This window comes from Hyphomicrobium nitrativorans NL23 (genome assembly GCF_000503895.1).
Lineage (GTDB): Bacteria > Pseudomonadota > Alphaproteobacteria > Rhizobiales > Hyphomicrobiaceae > Hyphomicrobium_C > Hyphomicrobium_C nitrativorans.
This window is the reverse complement of the sequence record NC_022997.1, coordinates 2327671-2343855: the sequence shown is the minus strand read 5'-3', so window position 1 is coordinate 2343855 and position 16185 is coordinate 2327671. Positions and strand designations below refer to the sequence as shown.

The following is a 16185-nucleotide window of genomic DNA, read 5'->3' as shown; positions in this document are numbered from 1 at the left end:
GATGGCCACCATCGATCTCGCAATCACGCCGCTGCGCGCGCTCAACGAAAACCTGCACGCTCTCTCCAACGGCACCAACGACACCGAGTGGGACGTGCTCAACCCCGAAGGCCGGCACGCCGTGGCCGTGGGTCTCGACGCCCCCGTGACCGTCCATGTGCACGGGCCGGTCGGGTACTACTGCGCGGGCATGAACAAGCAGGCGAGCGTCATCGTGCACGGGTCGGCCGGGCCGGGAACAGCCGAAAACATGATGTCGGGCCGGGTCGTCGTGAAGGGCGACGCGAGCCAGTATGCGGGCGCCACGGGCCGTGGCGGATTGCTCGTAATCGAAGGCAACGCGTCGTCGCGCTGCGGGATCTCGATGAAGGGCATCGACATTCTCGTGCGTGGCAACATCGGGCACATGTCGGCCTTCATGGCGCAGAGCGGCAATCTCGTCGTGCTGGGGGACGCGGGCGATGCGCTCGGAGATTCCATCTACGAGGCGCGCCTCTTCGTGCGCGGCACGGTGAAGAGCCTCGGCGCGGACTGCATCGAGAAGGAGATGCGGCCCGAGCATCACGCGCTGCTCGCGGATCTGCTTGAAAAAGCGGGTGTGACGGACGTCGAGACCCGCGCCTTCCGCCGCTACGGCTCAGCCCGCAAGCTCTACAACTTCGACATCGACAACGCGGACGCCTACTGATGACCTATCACAATCCGCCGACCACGCCCCGCAAGTCTTCCGTCTTCGACGACTACACGCTGTCCGAGATCCGCCGCGCGGCGGAGACCGGCATTTACGACATTCGCGGCGCGGGCGCGAAACGCAAGGTTCCGCACTTCGACGACCTTCTGTTCCTCGGCGCGTCCATGTCGCGCTATCCGCTCGAAGGCTACCGTGAGCGCTGCTCGACGGAGGTCGTGCTCGGCACGCGATACGCGAAGACGCCGATCCGTCTCAAGATCCCGATCACGATTGCGGGCATGAGTTTCGGCTCGCTCTCGGCGCAAGCCAAAGAAGCGTTAGGGCGCGGCGCGAACATGGCGGGCACCTCGACCACCACCGGCGACGGCGGCATGACGCCGGAAGAGCGCGGGCATTCGAAGACGCTCGTCTATCAGTATCTTCCCTCGCGCTATGGCATGAATCCGGACGATCTCAGGAAGGCGGACGCGATCGAGATCGTCGTGGGCCAGGGCGCGAAGCCCGGCGGCGGCGGCATGCTGCTTGGGCAGAAGATCTCGGACCGCGTGGCGGAGATGCGCACGCTGCCCAAGGGGATCGACCAGCGCTCGGCCTGCCGTCATCCCGACTGGACCGGGCCCGACGATCTCGAAATCAAGATCCTGGAGCTGCGTGAAATCACCGACTGGGAGAAGCCGATCTACATCAAGATCGGTGGCTCGCGGCCCTACTACGACGTGGCGCTTGCGGTAAAGGCGGGCGCGGATGTCGTGGTCGTGGACGGGATGCAGGGCGGTACGGCGGCGACGCAGGAGGTCTTCATCGAGCATGTGGGACAGCCGACGCTCGCGTGCATCCGACCCGCCGTTCAAGCGCTGCAGGATTTGGGGATGCACCGCAAGGTGCAGCTCATCGTATCGGGCGGCATCCGCAACGGGGCCGATGCGGCCAAGGCGCTGGCGCTCGGTGCGGATGCGGTCTCCATCGGGACGGCGGCACTCGTCGCACTCGGCGACAACGATCCCGCGCTCGAAGCCGAATACCGCAAGCTCAACACGACGGCCGGTGCTTACGACGATTGGCACGAGGGCCGCGATCCTGCGGGCATCACGACGCAGGATGGCGCGCTTGCCGAGCGGCTCGATCCCGTACGCGCGGGCCGGCGGCTCGCGAACTATCTCAAGGTCATGACGCTGGAGTTGCAGACCATCGCGCGTGCGGCCGGTCACAACCACGTCCACAATCTGGAGCCCGAGGATCTCTGCGCGCTCACCATCGAAGCCGCCGCCATGGCGCGCGTGCCTCTGGCGGGAACGAGCTGGATTCCGGGCACGAGCAAATTCTAGCCGGCAACACTCAATTCCAGGCGGCGACACTTCGGCCCATGAAGGCCGGGGGCGCGGCTTCAAAAAAACAAGACCGATCATCTAGGGGTGAGGATCAAACGAAGCGTGGAACGCCCAAAACCATGACACAGTGTCTCGCCCAGGTCGCGAAGGATCGCGGCATCCGGTACTTCATGATCTCGTTCACGGATCTGTTCGGTTTTCAGCGCGCAAAGCTGGTGCCGGCGGCCGCGATTGCCGAGATCCAGAAGGACGGTGCCGGGTTTGCGGGGTTCGCGACGTGGCTCGATATGACGCCCGCGCATCCCGATATGCTGGCCATGGCCGACGCGCCGGGGCTCGTGCAGCTTCCCTGGAAGCCCGAGGTGGCGTGGGTTCCGTCGGATTGCGTGATGGACAACAAGACGGTGGCTCAGTCGCCGCGCGTTGTCCTCAAGAACGTGCTCGCGAAAGCAATCGACCAAGGCTTCCGCATCAAGACCGGCGTTGAGTGCGAATACTTTCTGATCAATGCGGACGGCTCGGCGATTTCCGATTCCATGGATCTCGCGAGCAAGCCTTGCTACGATCAGCAGGCCTTGATGCGCCGTTACGACGTGATCTCCGAGATCTGCGATTACATGCTGGAACTCGGCTGGGGCCCCTATCAGAACGATCACGAGGATGCGAACGGGCAGTTCGAGATGAACTGGGCCTTCGACGACGCCTTGAAAACGGCGGATCGTCACTCGTTCTTCAAATATATGGTGAAGTCGGTCGCGGAAAAGCACGGGCTTCGCGCGACGTTCATGCCGAAACCGTTTGCGAACCTCACAGGCAACGGCTGCCACGTGCATATCTCGGTGTGGAGCCCGGACGGCGCGACCAATACGTTCGACGATCCGGCCGACGAGATGAGTCTCTCGAAGCAGGGCTACAACTTCCTCGGCGGCATCATGCAGCACGCGACGGGGCTGGCTGCGATCACCAACCCGACGGTGAACTCGTACAAGCGCATCAACGCGCCGCGCACGATCTCGGGGGCCACCTGGTCGCCGAACAGCGTGACGTGGACGGGAAACAACCGGACGCACATGGTTCGGGTGCCCGGCGCGGGGCGGTTCGAGTTCCGGCTGCCGGACGGGGCGGCCAATCCGTATCTGTTGCAGGCTGCCATCATCGCGGCGGGCCTCGACGGGATCGCGCGCAATGCGCATCCCGGCCCGAGGCTCGACATCGACATGTATCAGGAGGGCCATACCATCACGGATGCGCCCAGATTGCCCTTGAACCTTCTCGATGCCGTGCGTGCGTTCGATGGAGACACAACCCTGAAGGCCGCGCTCGGCGAAGAGCTGGCGAGCGCTTATGTCAAGCTCAAGACGGGCGAATGGAACGGCTATGCAAGCCACCTGACGCAGTGGGAGCGCGAGCACACGCTCGACGTTTGAAGGGCCACGCCTCGGATGACAGCGATGTGTCACGTTTCGGGCTTAAAGGACCTTAGATCGTGAGCTAGTGCCCGCCCGCCAATCCCGCTATAGCGATCCCGTAACGCGGCAACAGGGGCCGGCGAGAGGGAGCCATGAGGACAGGCGAGCGTCGGCTCGGGATACTGGCGGGCGGAGGCAAGCTTCCGCGCGAGATCGCGGAGAGCGCGGCGCGCCGTGCGGTTCCGGTCGCCATTGTCGCCATCGACAGTGAGGCGGACCCGGATCTGACGGGCGCCGACGTGACGCGCATCAATTGGGGCGGCATTGGCGGCATCATTCGCGCGCTTCGGCAGGCGCGCGTGACCGATCTCGTGATCGTCGGCCATGTGCGCCGGCCGGAACTCGGTACGCTCAAGCCGGATCTCGGTTTCTTTCGCAATCTGCCGCGGCTTTTGAAGATCGTCGCGTCCGGCGGTGACGACGGCGTGCTGCGCCGTGTCGTCCGCTTTTTCGAGCAGGAAGGTTTTCGCGTCGTCGGGCCAGGCGAAGCCGCGCCCGAACTCGTGGTGCGCGAAGGCGCTGCGGGTGCCCTGCGTGCTTCGGATCGCGAACGGGCCGACATTCAGACCGGTCTCGCACTGATCCGTGCGCTCGGCCCCTACGATATCGGACAAGGCGTCGTGATTTCAGGCGGGCGGATCGAAGCCATCGAGGGCGTCGAAGGCACCGACCGGATGATCGCGCGTGCAGGTGAAGCGCGCCGCGCGGCTCAAGACGCACCACAGGGGGGCGTTCTCGTCAAGCGTTCGAAGCCGGAGCAGGATCTCCGCGTCGACATGCCGGCCATCGGTCCGGCCACTGTCGACGGTGCGCGCGCCGCCGGGCTCTCCGGCATCGCGGCGGAAGCCGAAAACGTGCTGATTGCGGAACGCGCCGTGACGCTCGAACGCGCGGACGCTGCCGGCATATTCGTCGAAGGCGTGCGGGACGAGGCGGCGCCCGGTGCCGCGCCGCAGCGCTTCAAGGCCCATCGTGTGGCCCGCGCCCTTCGCCCTCTCGGCGGCGCGAAGCCACGCCGGCATTCCGTGCGCGATGCGGTGAAGGGGCTCGCGACCGTCGAGGCGCTGACGTCCTTCGGCGTCGGTCATACGGCGGTCGTGGTGCGCAATCACGTGTTGGCGGTGGAAGCGGACGAAGGCGCGGAGGCCACCGTGCGGCGGGCCGAAGGTTTGCGGCAATGGGCGAGCCTCACACGCCGCCGCCGCGGTGTGGTTGTGTTGCGCCGTGCCGAGGCGTTGACGGAGGCGCTCGTCGCCATCGTGGCGCGCGCCGGGTATGCGGGGATCGCGATTGGCGGCGATGCAGCCGCGGCTTCCGGCGCGGCGCTGGCTGCGGCCGAGCGCGAAGGCCTCTTCGTCGTGACGTCGCCGCCCGAGGGAGATAGCCGATGAGCGAGACCGTATCGCTGCGGGACGAAGTGCGCCTTGTCTTGATCGCGGGCGAACATTCGGGCGATGCGCTCGGCGGCAAGCTCGTTTCCGCGCTCAAGGCCCGGCTCGGCGACCGCTTGCGCCTGGCGGGCGTCGGCGGCGAGGCGATGGCCGCAGAAGGCTTCGTCTCCGATTTCCCCATCGAGGATGTCGCCGTGATGGGGCCGCTTTCGATCCTGCGGCACCTGCCGCGGATCTTGCAGCGCGTGTATGCGACCGTGGACCGCGCGATTGCCTTCGATCCTCACGCGGTCGTCATCATCGATAGCCCCGAGTTCACGCATCCTATTGCGAAGCGCATCCGCAAGCACCGGCCCGACATTCCGATTGTCGATTACGTGAGCCCGAGCGTGTGGGCGTGGCGGCCGGGGCGTGCTGCCAAGATGCGCGCTTATGTGGATCACGTGCTCGCGCTGCTGCCGTTCGAACCGGCGGCGCACGCGCGGCTCGGCGGCCCGCCGTGCACGTATGTCGGCCACGCCTTGTCCGAGCGGCTGCAATGGTTCCGCGATCTCGATCCGGCGCCTCTCGCGGACGCGCTCCATCTCGATCCCGCCCGCCCCGTCGTCGTGGCGCTTCCGGGCAGCCGCGCTTCAGAAGTCGGCAGGCTGATAGAGCCCTTCGGGGCCGCGCTGCGGCTGATCGAAGCCCAAGGGGTAGAGCCCCAGGTGCTGATGCCGTGTGTTCCGCACATGCGGCCGCTGATCGACGCGGGGCTCAAATCGTGGCCGCTTCAGCCGCATCTCGTCGAGGGCGACGACGACAAGTTTCGCGCTTTCAAGCTCGCGGACGCTGCGCTTGCGGCGTCAGGGACGGTGACGCTCGAACTCGCGCTCTCGGGCACGCCGATGGTCGTGGCCTATCGTGTCGATCCCGTCGCGGCGCCGTTTCTCCGCCGCCTCATCAAGGCGCCGACGGTCGTGCTCGCAAATCTCGTGCTCGGAGAAAACGTGTTCCCGGAGTTTCATCAGGAGACCGTGACGCCGGAAAACCTTGCCCGCACGCTTCTTCCGCTGCTCTCGGATACGGATGAGCGGCGCCGGCAGCAGGCTGCACTCAAGCGCATTCCCGGCCTCTTGCGCACGGACGGCGGCCGCGCGCCGAGCGAAGCGGCGGCCGATGTCGTCCTCGATTACGCCTTCGGGAAGGGACGGCGCGGCGGGCCGATGTAGAGCTGGCGCGGACGTCCGATTTTCTGCTCGGGGTCCTCGATCATCTCTTTCCACTGCGCGATCCAGCCGACCGTGCGCGCGACGGCGAACAGCACCGTGAACATCGAAACGGGGAAGCCGATCGCGCGCAGCGTGATGCCCGAATAGAAATCGATGTTGGGATAGAGCTTCTTCTGGACGAAATATTCGTCTTCGAGCGCGATGCGTTCGAGCTCCATCGCAACCTTGAGCAACGGCTCGTTGCGCTTGTCGAGGGCGTCGAGAACCTCGTGGCAGGTCTTCTGCATCACCTTCGCGCGCGGATCGTAGTTCTTGTAGACGCGATGGCCGAAGCCCATGAGGCGGAAGCCGGACGATTTGTCCTTCGCCTTCTCGATATACTCGGGGATGCGATCGACGGTGCCGATCTCTTCGAGCATGTTGAGGGCGGCTTCGTTCGCGCCGCCATGCGCGGGGCCCCAGAGGCAGGCGATGCCGGCCGCGATGCAGGCAAACGGGTTCGCGCCCGAAGAGCCTGCGAGGCGCACCGTGGAGGTGGACGCGTTCTGCTCGTGGTCGGCGTGCAGGATGAAAATACGGTCGAGCGCGCGCGCCACCACGGGATTGACGATGTAGGGCTCGCACGGCACGGAGAAGCACATCTGCAGGAAGTTCGACGTGTAGTCGAGGTCGTTGCGCGGATAAATGAAGGGCTGGCCGATGGAATACTTGTAGGCCATCGCGGCGATGGTTGGCATCTTCGCGATCATGCGATAGCTGGCCGTCTGGCGCTGCTCGGGATCGTTGATGTCGGTGCTATCGTGATAGAACGCCGACAGCGCGCCCACAACGCCGACCATGATCGCCATCGGATGTCCGTCGCGGCGGAACCCGGTGAAAAACTTGGTCATCTGCTCGTGCACCATCGTGTGGCGCGAGATGGTGTTGCGGAACGTCTTGAACTCTTCGTTCGTCGGTAGCTCGCCGTGCAGCAGCAGGTAGCAGATGGCGAGGAAGTTGGAGTTCTCCGCCAGCTCGTCGATGGAATAGCCGCGATAGAGCAACTCGCCCTTGTCGCCGTCGATGAAGGTGATGCCAGACGAGCAATTGGCGGTGGACGTAAAGCCCGGATCGTAGGTGAAACAGCCCGTGTCGCGGTAGAGCTTGCCGATATCGATCACGTCCGGCCCGATCGACCCGCTGCGCACATCGAACGACACCTTCTGGCCGTCGAGCGCCAGTTCAGCCTCCCGCGAGGCCTCTACACTGGGGGTCGCGTTTTCCTGAATGCCCATGCCGCTTCTCCTTGCGGTAGTTCAGTCTATCCGAGCCTCGAACGAGACCAAGGCACCCCTATTCGGAATGCGCTTGTTGCGGTGCAGTATAATCAATTCGGGCGGCCCGGCGAAACGGCGAAGTTGCAAAGATTTGCGGCACCTCTAGCGAATTTGTTCGCTCAACCTGCCCAGTGTCTCATCACGCCCGAGCACGCTCATGACATCGAAAACGGGTGGCGAAACCGTCCTGCCCGTCAGCGCCGAGCGCAGGGGCTGGGCGACCTTGCCGAGCTTGGCGCCGGTTTCTTCCGCGTAGCTGCGCACCAGGGCTTCAAGGCTTGCAGCACTCCACTCGCTCGCCGCTTCGAGGCGCGGGAGCAGGGCCTTGAGATTCGCTTGGCCGTCAGCATCCAACAGCTTCTTGGCTTTGTCATCTAGACTAAGGGGGCGTTCGGCGATCAGGAACAGGGCCTGCGCGAGCAGGTCCGCGATCGTCTTGGCGCGTTCCCGGATCGCGGGAAGGGCTGAGGCGAGTTTGTCCCAGCCCACGGCGTCGAAGCGTTGGGCGAGATCGGCGCCGGTGGCCGCGCTCGGAATGAGCGCCTCGACCTCGCGCGCCAGCGCGACGTCTGCGCGGGGCGGCGCTTTCGGGTCCACGGGCAGCGCACGCAGGCTCGCAAAATCGAGATGCGGGAGAAGGTCCTTCGCGCGCGCAAGCAACTCGGCTTCTTCCGCGCCGCGCACGTAATGCCCGTTCAGATCGTCGAGCTTCTTGAAGTCAAAGCGGGCCGGGCTCTTGTTGGTGTCGTCGATGTCGAACCAGCGGACGAGATCCTCCGTCGACATGATCTCGTCGTCGCCGTGACTCCAGCCGAGGCGCACGAGATAGTTGCGCAGCGCCGCCGGCAGGTAGCCCATCGCGCGATATTCTTCGACGCCCTGCGCGCCGTGGCGCTTCGAGAGCTTGGCACCGTCGCTGCCATGGATCAGCGGCACGTGCGCCCATACCGGCACATCCCATCCCATGCCGCGATAGATCTGCGTCTGGCGCGCGGCGTTCGTCAGGTGATCGACGCCGCGGATCACGTGCGTCACACCCATGTCGTGGTCGTCCACCACCACGGCCAAATTGTAGGTGGGGTTGCCGTCGCTCCTGAGGATGATGAGGTCGTCGAGCTCCTTGTTCTGGAACACGACACGGCCCTGCACGCGGTCCTCGATCACCGTCTCGCCTTCGCGCGGGGCCTTGAGGCGCACGGCGAAGGGCTGGCCCTCGGGTGCGTCGGCGGGATCGCGGTCGCGCCAGGGCGACTGAACCGTGAAGGGGCGCTTCTCGGCTTCCGCCGCCTTGCGCATCTGATCGAGTTCCTCAGGCGTGAGGTAGCAGCGGTAGGCCGCGCCTTGCGCGAGCAGAGCCTCCGCCACCTCGCGATGACGGTCCGCCTGCGAGAACTGAGAGACGGGCTCGCCGTCCCAGTCGAGTTCGAGCCAGCGCAGGCCATCGAGAATGGCCGCGACCGCCGCCGGATTGTTGCGCTCGCGATCCGTATCCTCGATGCGCAGCAGGAACGTCCCGCCCTTCGCTTTGGCGTAGAGCCAGTTGAACAGCGCGGTGCGCGCTCCGCCGATGTGGAGATACCCGGTGGGGGATGGGGCGAAGCGCACGACGGGCGCGCGTGCCGGGCTCGATGAAGTCTCGGTCATAGAGGGTTTGGCTCAGGTTTGAGAGGTTTGGGCGCCCGTGTAGCATAGCCCGGCGCAATGAGACTAGCTCAGGCGTGCGGGGGAGAGGGCGAAGGTGAACGTATCCGGCGGAAACGAAAGGCGGAATGGGCCTTTTGTCTCGGATTTTCCGCACGATTCGCGCTCCTTGACCGCGCGCTGGAGCCCGATGGCCCGGCTGGAAGAGGAGCGCGCCCGCTGGTTCGTGTGGCTGCCGGTCTTCGTCGGTCTCGGCATCGCGCTCTACTTCGCGCTGCCCTTGGAGCCCAGCCTTTGGGCCGCCTTGGGAGGGCTGGCGGCGGCCTCGGCGCTGCTCGTGGCGAGCGGGAGGCCCGGGCTGATCCGCCTCGCGGCGGTGGCTCTATTCGCGGTTGCGCTCGGCTTCGCCGTTTCGAAAGCGCGAACGGAATGGACGCGCGCGCCGGTGCTCGGCCACGAGATGCGCTTTGCCGACGTGCGCGGCATCGTGGAATTGATCGAGCCGCGCGCGACACGAGGCGAGCGGCTCACCCTCCGCGTGACGTCGATCCGCGGGCTATCGGCGGATGCAACACCGAAGCGGGTGCGCCTCTGGGTTCTGAAGACGCGGGACGGGTTGAAGCCAGGCGATGCGGTGCGTCTTCGCGCAACCTTGAGGCCGCCGCCGATGCCCGCATTGCCCGGCGGATACGATTTCGCGCGCATGGCCTGGTTTCAAGGTCTCGGCGCGACGGGTTATGCGCTCGCCGCCGCCGAGATCGAAGCGCCGCCCGAAGGATACGCGCAGAGCGCGACGCGGGCTGTACGCCTTTCGCTCGAACGCTTGCGGCTCGAAATCGGCGAGCGCATTCGCGCCGTCGTGCCGGGCGAGACAGGCCAGATCGCCGTGTCGCTGATCACGGGCGAGCGCGGCGGCATCACCGACGCGACGAACGACGCCTACCGCGACTCCGGCCTCATCCACATCCTGTCGATCTCGGGCCTGCACATGGTGATCATGGCGGGTGCCGTGTTTCTCTCGGCGCGGGTTCTGCTCGCGCTGTTTCCGGCCGTTGCGCTGCGGATCTCGACGAAGAAATGGGCGGCCGTCGCCGGTCTCGTCGGCGCGACCGGATATCTCCTCATCTCGGGGGCCGCAATCGCCACCGTCCGCGCCTTCATCATGATTTCGATCATGTTCGTCGCGGTCCTGCTCGACCGGCAGGCGCTCGCAATGCGCAACGTCGCGCTCTCGGCGCTTCTCATCCTGCTCGTCATGCCGGAAAGCCTGCTCGATCCGGGTTTCCAAATGTCGTTCGCGGCCGTCATCGCGCTGATTGCCGGATACGAATTGATCCGGCGGCGCACAGAGCAAACGACTTTCGGCGGATGGGGGAAACTGGGCGTCGTTTTTCTCGGCGGCATCCTGCTCTCGACCGTGATCGCGAGCCTCGCGGTGGCGCCCATCGGCATCTATCACTTCCACAAAAGCCAGCAATACGCCGTGCTCGCCAATCTCATTGCCGGGCCCGCCGTCAATATCGTCATCATGCCGGCGGCGCTGCTCACCCTTGTCCTGATGCCGTTCGGGCTCGAATGGCTGGCGCTGCCAATCATGGCGCTCGGAATCGATTTCATGAGCTGGACGGCCTACGTCGTCGCCGCGCTTCCGGGCGCGGTGGGCGTGATCCCGGAAATCCGCGGGACCGCGTTCGCGCTCATGGTCGCGGGCGGGCTGTGGCTGATGCTCTGGCAAACGCGGTGGCGGCTCTGGGGGCTTCCCGTCATCGCCGCGGGCGCGCTGCTCGCTGGCGGAAAGGAACGGCCGGATATTCTTGTGGGACGCGGGGGCGACCTCGTGGCGGTGCGGGGCGCCGACGGCCTGCTCGTTGCCACGCGCGGGGCGTCCGGAAATTTCGAGCTCGGCCGCTGGCTCGAACACGATGGCGATGCGCGCGGGGCCCGCGCCGCGCGGGAGGCTCGCGGTCTTTTGTGCGACGGGGCGGGCTGCATCGGCGAGACAAAGGGGCTTCGTATCGCGATTGCCCGCCATTCCTCCGCCACGGCGGAAGACTGTGCGCATGCGGATATTCTTGTCGGCGGGCCGCGTCGTCCGCGCGGGTGCGACAGGCCGCTCGCTGTTTTCGATCGCGCGGCATTGCGGCGCAACGGCGCGCACGCGGTTTATATTCAAGACGAAGCGGAGAGCCCGGACCGCAACGCGCCCCGCGTGGTGCGGGCGGAATCGGTGGCCGCACGGCGCGGCGTGCGCCCATGGACGGAACGCCCCGAGCGGCCGAGGCGCTCGAATCGCACGCGCGACGCGTCGCCCGGCGCTTCCATCGGCTCCGCCGCTCCGCTTGCCGATCAGTAGCGCCGGATGAGGCCGACGAGACGGCCCTGGATGTCCACTTGATCGGGACCGAAGATGCGCGTTTTGAATTCCGGATTGGCCGCTTCGAGCGCAACCGTCGAACCCTTTTTGCGCAGGCGCTTCAAGGTGGCTTCCTCGTGCTCGACGAGGGCGACGACGATGTCGCCGTTCTCGGCCGTTTCACAGCGACGGATGATGACGGTGTCGCCATCGTGAATACCGGCTTCGATCATCGAATCGCCTTTGACTTCGAGGGCGAAGTGCTCGCCGTTGGTCAAAAGGTCGGGCGGGCAGGCGATGTCATGCGTGTGGTTCTGGATCGCGGAGATCGGGACGCCCGCCGCGATGCGCCCCATCACCGGCACCGAAACGGTGCGGCTATCGAGCATGTGCGAGGGAGGGAGCGAAATATCCGGCGCGCGCGATTTCGCGCCTTCGATCACGCTCGGCTGGAATCCGACGCGGCGGAGTGCCTCTGCGGCCTGTGCGGTGGAGCTTTCTGGCAGCTTCAGCACTTCGATGGCGCGTGCCCGGTGGGGCAGGCGGCGGATGAAGCCACGCTCGACCAGCGCCGTGATGAGGCGGTGGATGCCGGATTTGGATTTGAGATCGAGCGCGTCCTTCATCTCGTCGAACGACGGCGGGACGCCATCGGCCTGCATACGCTCGTGGATGAAGAGCAGAAGCTCTTTCTGCTTCGACGTCAGCATTCATGCCTCCCGTGCAAGGCCCGGACTTCCAAGGCCGAGAGTTATTCCGCCTACGACGTTCCGGCGGCGCGCCCTTCACGGGAACGCCGATGCGCCACAACGGCGAGGATCAAAACGGGCGATCCCTGTCTGCGGCGTTTCTGCCGCAAGCCCCGAAATCAGACCTTCGTCCGTATCCTGTCCGTGCCGGCTCGATCCGCAAAGCCGGATGACGCGTCGAAACCCGAGTCGTAAGACTCACCTAAACAAATCGTGAATGTACGCTAATCGTTCCCGGCTCGTTCTGCAAGCGCAACCTGTAATGAGGTAGTGTCTCAGTTTGAAATTTGGGGCGTTAAGGCGCCAGAAACCGAGACCGGCGAATCTCCGTGTAGGGGGAACCGTCGTGCTAGCTGACCCGTCTCGCGTACTTGCCCGATTGCGAGAGTCCGGAATACCGGACGATCATCCATTCGCCCTGGCGTCCATGATGCTCAAGCGGTTCAAAGGGGACTGGCAGGAGGCAGATGCTGAGTGCCGGCGATGTGCAAGCCGGCTTCTGGATGCTGGAAAGCTGGACGATGCCGCAGTCATGAGCCTCGCTGCCCGGATCTGCGTGTTCTACGGTGAGGCAAGGTAGCCTTCGGAAGGCGGGCAAAATCCCGCTCAACCCAATCCTTAAGCGGTGAAAGAGGCAGACTTGAGAATGGGACGGCAAGAGGCTCGACCATCAGGTAGTCGTCAACCTCATCGTGGTCGATAATGCCGGACAATGCCTCTGCCACGTCTCGACATCGAAGGTCGTGTGTAAAGCAGTACGCGCGTACGAGCTTGCCTTGCCACACGCTTCTAACGTTCACGAGAGCCCGCCTAACTCGATTATCAAGGCGAGTAACGTCGGATTCTTCCGCCTCTGACGGGCACTGGACAATGAGTAGCTTTCGCGCCCTCGCAGGTCGTGGCTCGGACACTGGGAAAAGATCGCGCACGATGCTCTCGCTCGTGCGATGAACTTCGATTTCCTCTTCCCATTCTTCATCCCAAACCATTTCTCGCGGTGCGTGGCAGGAGTAAACACCAACCTCGACGACCTCAAAACTGTCCACCCAGCTTGGAGCGCCATCCCGACCAAACATGGAGATTTCGATTGCCTCATTGGGGTCGGGCGCCACACAGAAGATAAGAACTTCATGCGCAAGAATTGTCGGCACGGGCCTGGGACCGTACGGGTCAGGGTAAAATGAAAGAGGGTCTTTCCGGGCTTGATAGAAAATTTCGTGCAGTATGCTGTACTTGGCGCGCACAAAAGCGAGATGCGAGTACCGCATGATCACCTCATAGCATCTATATCTTCTATGCGATTCTGCCTGATTCGCGCTTCTTGTAGGTCGCCGGTCGGCCGGGCTTCGGAGCGACCGCATCCATCCGCTCAATCAGGTCTTCGAACGACAGCAGCTTGTCCGTAAGCCCTGCGGCCATAGCGGGCGAGACGCGCAGCGTCTTGTGGATGCGGCACCAGTTGTAAAAGTAGAAGTAGAGCGAGAGCGCGTGACGGTGGTTTTGCGAGCTTCTTTGAGAAGGCGTTGGACAGGCGGGTGAACCGCTTCATGCTCATACGCATGGTGAGGTTCTGCCGCTCTACGTAGGACGTGGAGATGTGCTTCGCGTCCGGCTTACCCACGATAGGCGTCTTCTTCGCACCGATGCACTCAGGCGGGCTGTACTTGCGCTCAGACGCTTCCGCACCGCGGCCTTTAGGAACGTCGCCGTAGATCTTCACGAGTTGGGCAAAGTCGATGTCTGTGCCGCCGAAAGCCTGCTCAACGGCCACGAGGTAGTGCTTGAGGCCGTCCGTCGTGAGTTGGACCCGATTAGCGAGACGGCCCTTCAGGTCATCCATGAAGGCATAGGCCCAGTATGCGTCGCGCTGCCCGACGGCCCAGCTACAGATCAGCTTGCTGTCCGCGTCGAGCGCCGTCCACGTCCAGACATCGCCCGCTCCCTTCGGAGGAGACTTGGCGTCCACGACGTTCTTGTTCTTCGCGTAGACGAACGACCAGATCTCGTCACACTGGATACGCTGCGATTGGAGACCGCGCACGTTCTCGTCGTGGAAGGCGAGAGCGGCCCGGCCAGCCTCATCGAGCAGCTTGGAAACCGTGTTGATCGAGACATCGCACACCCTCGAAATCGAGCGCATGGACGATCCCTCGCAGAGAAGCGAGAGGATCTGGACGCGCTTAGCTAAGGGCAGTTTGTTCATGTCATTAATATATGAACTATTATGCGTAGCGTCAAGCATAATTGCAAGCATCCAACAAAATATGCTTGCAAAGTTTCCGATTCGGGTCCAACCTGCAAGCAGATTGGATGGGATGCTTGCAATGAATGATGCGGAAGAGAGCGCGAAAGCCAAGGGTGGCCATGCCCGAGCAGAGGCACTTACTGCCGAGGAAAGGGCCGAAATTGCAAAGCGCGGCGCTGCGGCTCGCTGGGACGCAAATATCCCCCGGGCTACTCACTACGGTGAGTTGAAACTCGGAGAAATCACGATCCCATGCGCGGTCCTCCAGGACGGGACGCGGCTGATCACTCAACGCGGTATGTTCGTCGCGCTAGGGCGACACAAGAACCCGACTAAGGGTCAAGACCCGATCGACAACAAGCCGGGTTTTCTTGCCGCCAGCAACATTTCTCCGTTTATTTCCAATGAGTTGGAACGATCGTGGACTCCGGTGCGTTTTAGGCTCCCCAAGGGTTCGGGCGGCACTAGGGGCAACATCGCGATCGGATACGACGCAAAAATCCTTCCCCACGTTTGCAACGTCTTTCTTGATGCGAAAGAGCAGGGAAAGCTGCTCCCTAATCAGGAGCACATTGCCCAGTCCTGCAAAGCTTTACAGCGTGGCTTCTCGATCGTGGGCATCATCGCGCTCATCGACGAAGCGACGGGCTACCAAGAAGTCCGTGACCGAGACGCGCTGCGACAGATCCTTGAAGCCTACCTCCGACACGAACTTGCCGCGTGGGTCAAACGCTTCCCGGATGAATTCTATAAGGAAATTTACCGCTTGCGTGGCTGGCCTTGGGCAGGCATGGGCAAGAATCGATACAGCGTCGTGGCCCACTACACCAAGGATCTAATCTACGAACGCCTAGCTCCGGGTGTTTTAGAGGAGATGGAACAACGAAACCCCAAGGATGAGCGGGGAAATAGAAGGGCCGCTCACCACCAATGGCTGTCAGAGGATTTGGGAATTCCGAAGCTTCAAGAGCACTTCGCGGCGGTTCTCGCTCTGCAGAGAGCGCACGACAATTGGGATGAATTCTACGCCGCGATGCAAAAGGCCTTGCCCAAGCGGAATGACGTGCCGTTGCTGCAATACGGTGGCACGAGCTAGCTCTTATTCCAGCGCGCCGCTGCCGCTTTCTTGGCGATCTCGGCGCGCTTCGCCTTGCTCAGAGACTCTGCACGCGCCTTGCCGCCCTTCCTGCCAAGGCTGACGGCGGCGGCGTCCTTGCCGTCTTCAGTTACGTCTTCCTCGTCTTCACCAGTCGCAATCCGAGCGACTTTGATCGCATTCGATACGACGTCGGCCGGACGCTTCTCACCCTTCGGACCTTTGGGCATCGTCGTTCGTCTCCTGGTGCACAGCACGTGCTGCATCACATATGCGGTTGAGCTGTTCGCGTCTGAAGGGGTGCATCTCGGCATGGGCGCAGTACGCGCCCTCACGGCGCAACTGGCACGCCACCTCAAACCAGCTCCGAAAATGCCCGGAACTCGCAAGCTCGGGGCCTCTCCAGCGAATATAGTCCTGTTGGGAGGGCTTATCCATAGCGCTAAGCATCAGGTCGGCGAAGCTTGCGGATCATCCTATTGCACCAAGAGACCCACCAACGGTGGCGTTCCTTGTGCTCGTCCGTCACATCATGCCCGTTCACCTGAATGCGCATCTGGTAGTCGTCGAACGCTTTCAAAGACTCCTTGTGATGTCGCCGCTTCGCCAAGTATCGGGTGATAAAGTTCGCTCGTGCTTGCTGGTCCATGGTTGCGCCTCCATGCTTTGCGCTAAGCATAGCATGAGTCCGGGCC

Annotated in this window: 12 protein-coding genes and 1 pseudogene; 7 read left to right on the top strand and 6 right to left on the bottom strand. The window is 63.7% G+C overall.

All coding sequences use genetic code 11. The annotated features are described in order from the left end of the window. Position 1: 1 nt before the first annotated feature. The 5 genes from W911_RS10900 (at position 2) to lpxB (ending at position 6090) form a co-directional block, all read left to right on the top strand. A complete protein-coding gene (locus W911_RS10900) occupies positions 2–688 on the top strand; it encodes a GXGXG domain-containing protein (RefSeq protein WP_023787597.1) in 687 nt (228 codons plus the stop codon). Next, a complete protein-coding gene (locus tag W911_RS10895; protein WP_023787596.1) occupies positions 688–2016 on the top strand; it encodes an FMN-binding glutamate synthase family protein in 1329 nt (442 codons plus the stop codon). The genes W911_RS10900 and W911_RS10895 overlap by 1 nt, the downstream gene beginning before the upstream one ends. Positions 2017–2138: 122 nt before the next feature. Further along, complete coding sequence (glnT, locus tag W911_RS10890) at positions 2139–3446, top strand: type III glutamate--ammonia ligase (RefSeq protein ID WP_023787595.1); 1308 nt, start codon at positions 2139–2141, stop codon at positions 3444–3446. A 134-nt stretch (positions 3447–3580) separates the two neighbouring features. Continuing rightward, entirely contained in the window at positions 3581–4879 is a 1299-nt protein-coding gene (locus W911_RS10885) for an LpxI family protein (RefSeq protein ID WP_023787594.1), read from the top strand. Then, on the top strand, positions 4876–6090 hold the full coding sequence (gene lpxB, locus W911_RS10880; RefSeq protein WP_023787593.1) for a lipid-A-disaccharide synthase: 1215 nt from the start codon (positions 4876–4878) through the stop codon (positions 6088–6090). Before W911_RS10885 ends, lpxB begins: the two co-directional genes overlap by 4 nt. On the opposite strand, the gene gltA is transcribed toward lpxB, so the two are convergent. Beyond that, positions 6051–7364 carry a citrate synthase gene (gltA, locus tag W911_RS10875; protein WP_023787592.1) on the bottom strand — a complete coding sequence of 438 codons (1314 nt, stop codon included), beginning with the start codon at positions 7362–7364 and terminating at the stop codon, positions 6051–6053. The genes lpxB and gltA overlap by 40 nt on opposite strands. Before the next feature lie 144 nt (positions 7365–7508). Next, the gene (gltX, locus tag W911_RS10870) at positions 7509–9050 is read right to left on the bottom strand and encodes a glutamate--tRNA ligase (RefSeq protein WP_023787591.1); all 1542 of its coding nucleotides are present in this window, start codon (positions 9048–9050) and stop codon (positions 7509–7511) included. Positions 9051–9237: 187 nt separating this feature from the next. Here gltX and W911_RS10865 point away from each other — a divergent pair, with 187 nt between their 5' ends. After that, complete coding sequence (locus W911_RS10865) at positions 9238–11400, top strand: ComEC/Rec2 family competence protein (RefSeq protein ID WP_144083581.1); 2163 nt, start codon at positions 9238–9240, stop codon at positions 11398–11400. On the opposite strand, the gene lexA is transcribed toward W911_RS10865, so the two are convergent. Both lexA and W911_RS10855 read right to left on the bottom strand, forming a co-directional pair. After that, the gene (lexA, locus tag W911_RS10860) at positions 11394–12110 is read right to left on the bottom strand and encodes a transcriptional repressor LexA (RefSeq protein WP_023787589.1); all 717 of its coding nucleotides are present in this window, start codon (positions 12108–12110) and stop codon (positions 11394–11396) included. The genes W911_RS10865 and lexA overlap by 7 nt on opposite strands. Before the next feature lie 1332 nt (positions 12111–13442). Beyond that, positions 13443–14352, bottom strand: a pseudogene (locus W911_RS10855) (IS1 family transposase). Positions 14353–14464: 112 nt separating this feature from the next. On the opposite strand from W911_RS10855, the gene W911_RS10850 reads away from it, so the two are divergent. Continuing rightward, the gene (locus W911_RS10850) at positions 14465–15490 is read left to right on the top strand and encodes a P63C domain-containing protein (protein ID WP_201768813.1); all 1026 of its coding nucleotides are present in this window, start codon (positions 14465–14467) and stop codon (positions 15488–15490) included. On the opposite strand, the gene W911_RS10845 is transcribed toward W911_RS10850, so the two are convergent. Then, positions 15487–15720, bottom strand: coding sequence for a hypothetical protein (locus tag W911_RS10845; protein WP_023787586.1), 234 nt, complete (start codon positions 15718–15720; stop codon positions 15487–15489). The genes W911_RS10850 and W911_RS10845 overlap by 4 nt on opposite strands. A 212-nt stretch (positions 15721–15932) precedes the next feature. Then, a complete protein-coding gene (locus W911_RS10840) occupies positions 15933–16139 on the bottom strand; it encodes a hypothetical protein (protein ID WP_023787585.1) in 207 nt (68 codons plus the stop codon). Positions 16140–16185: the final 46 nt, after the last annotated feature.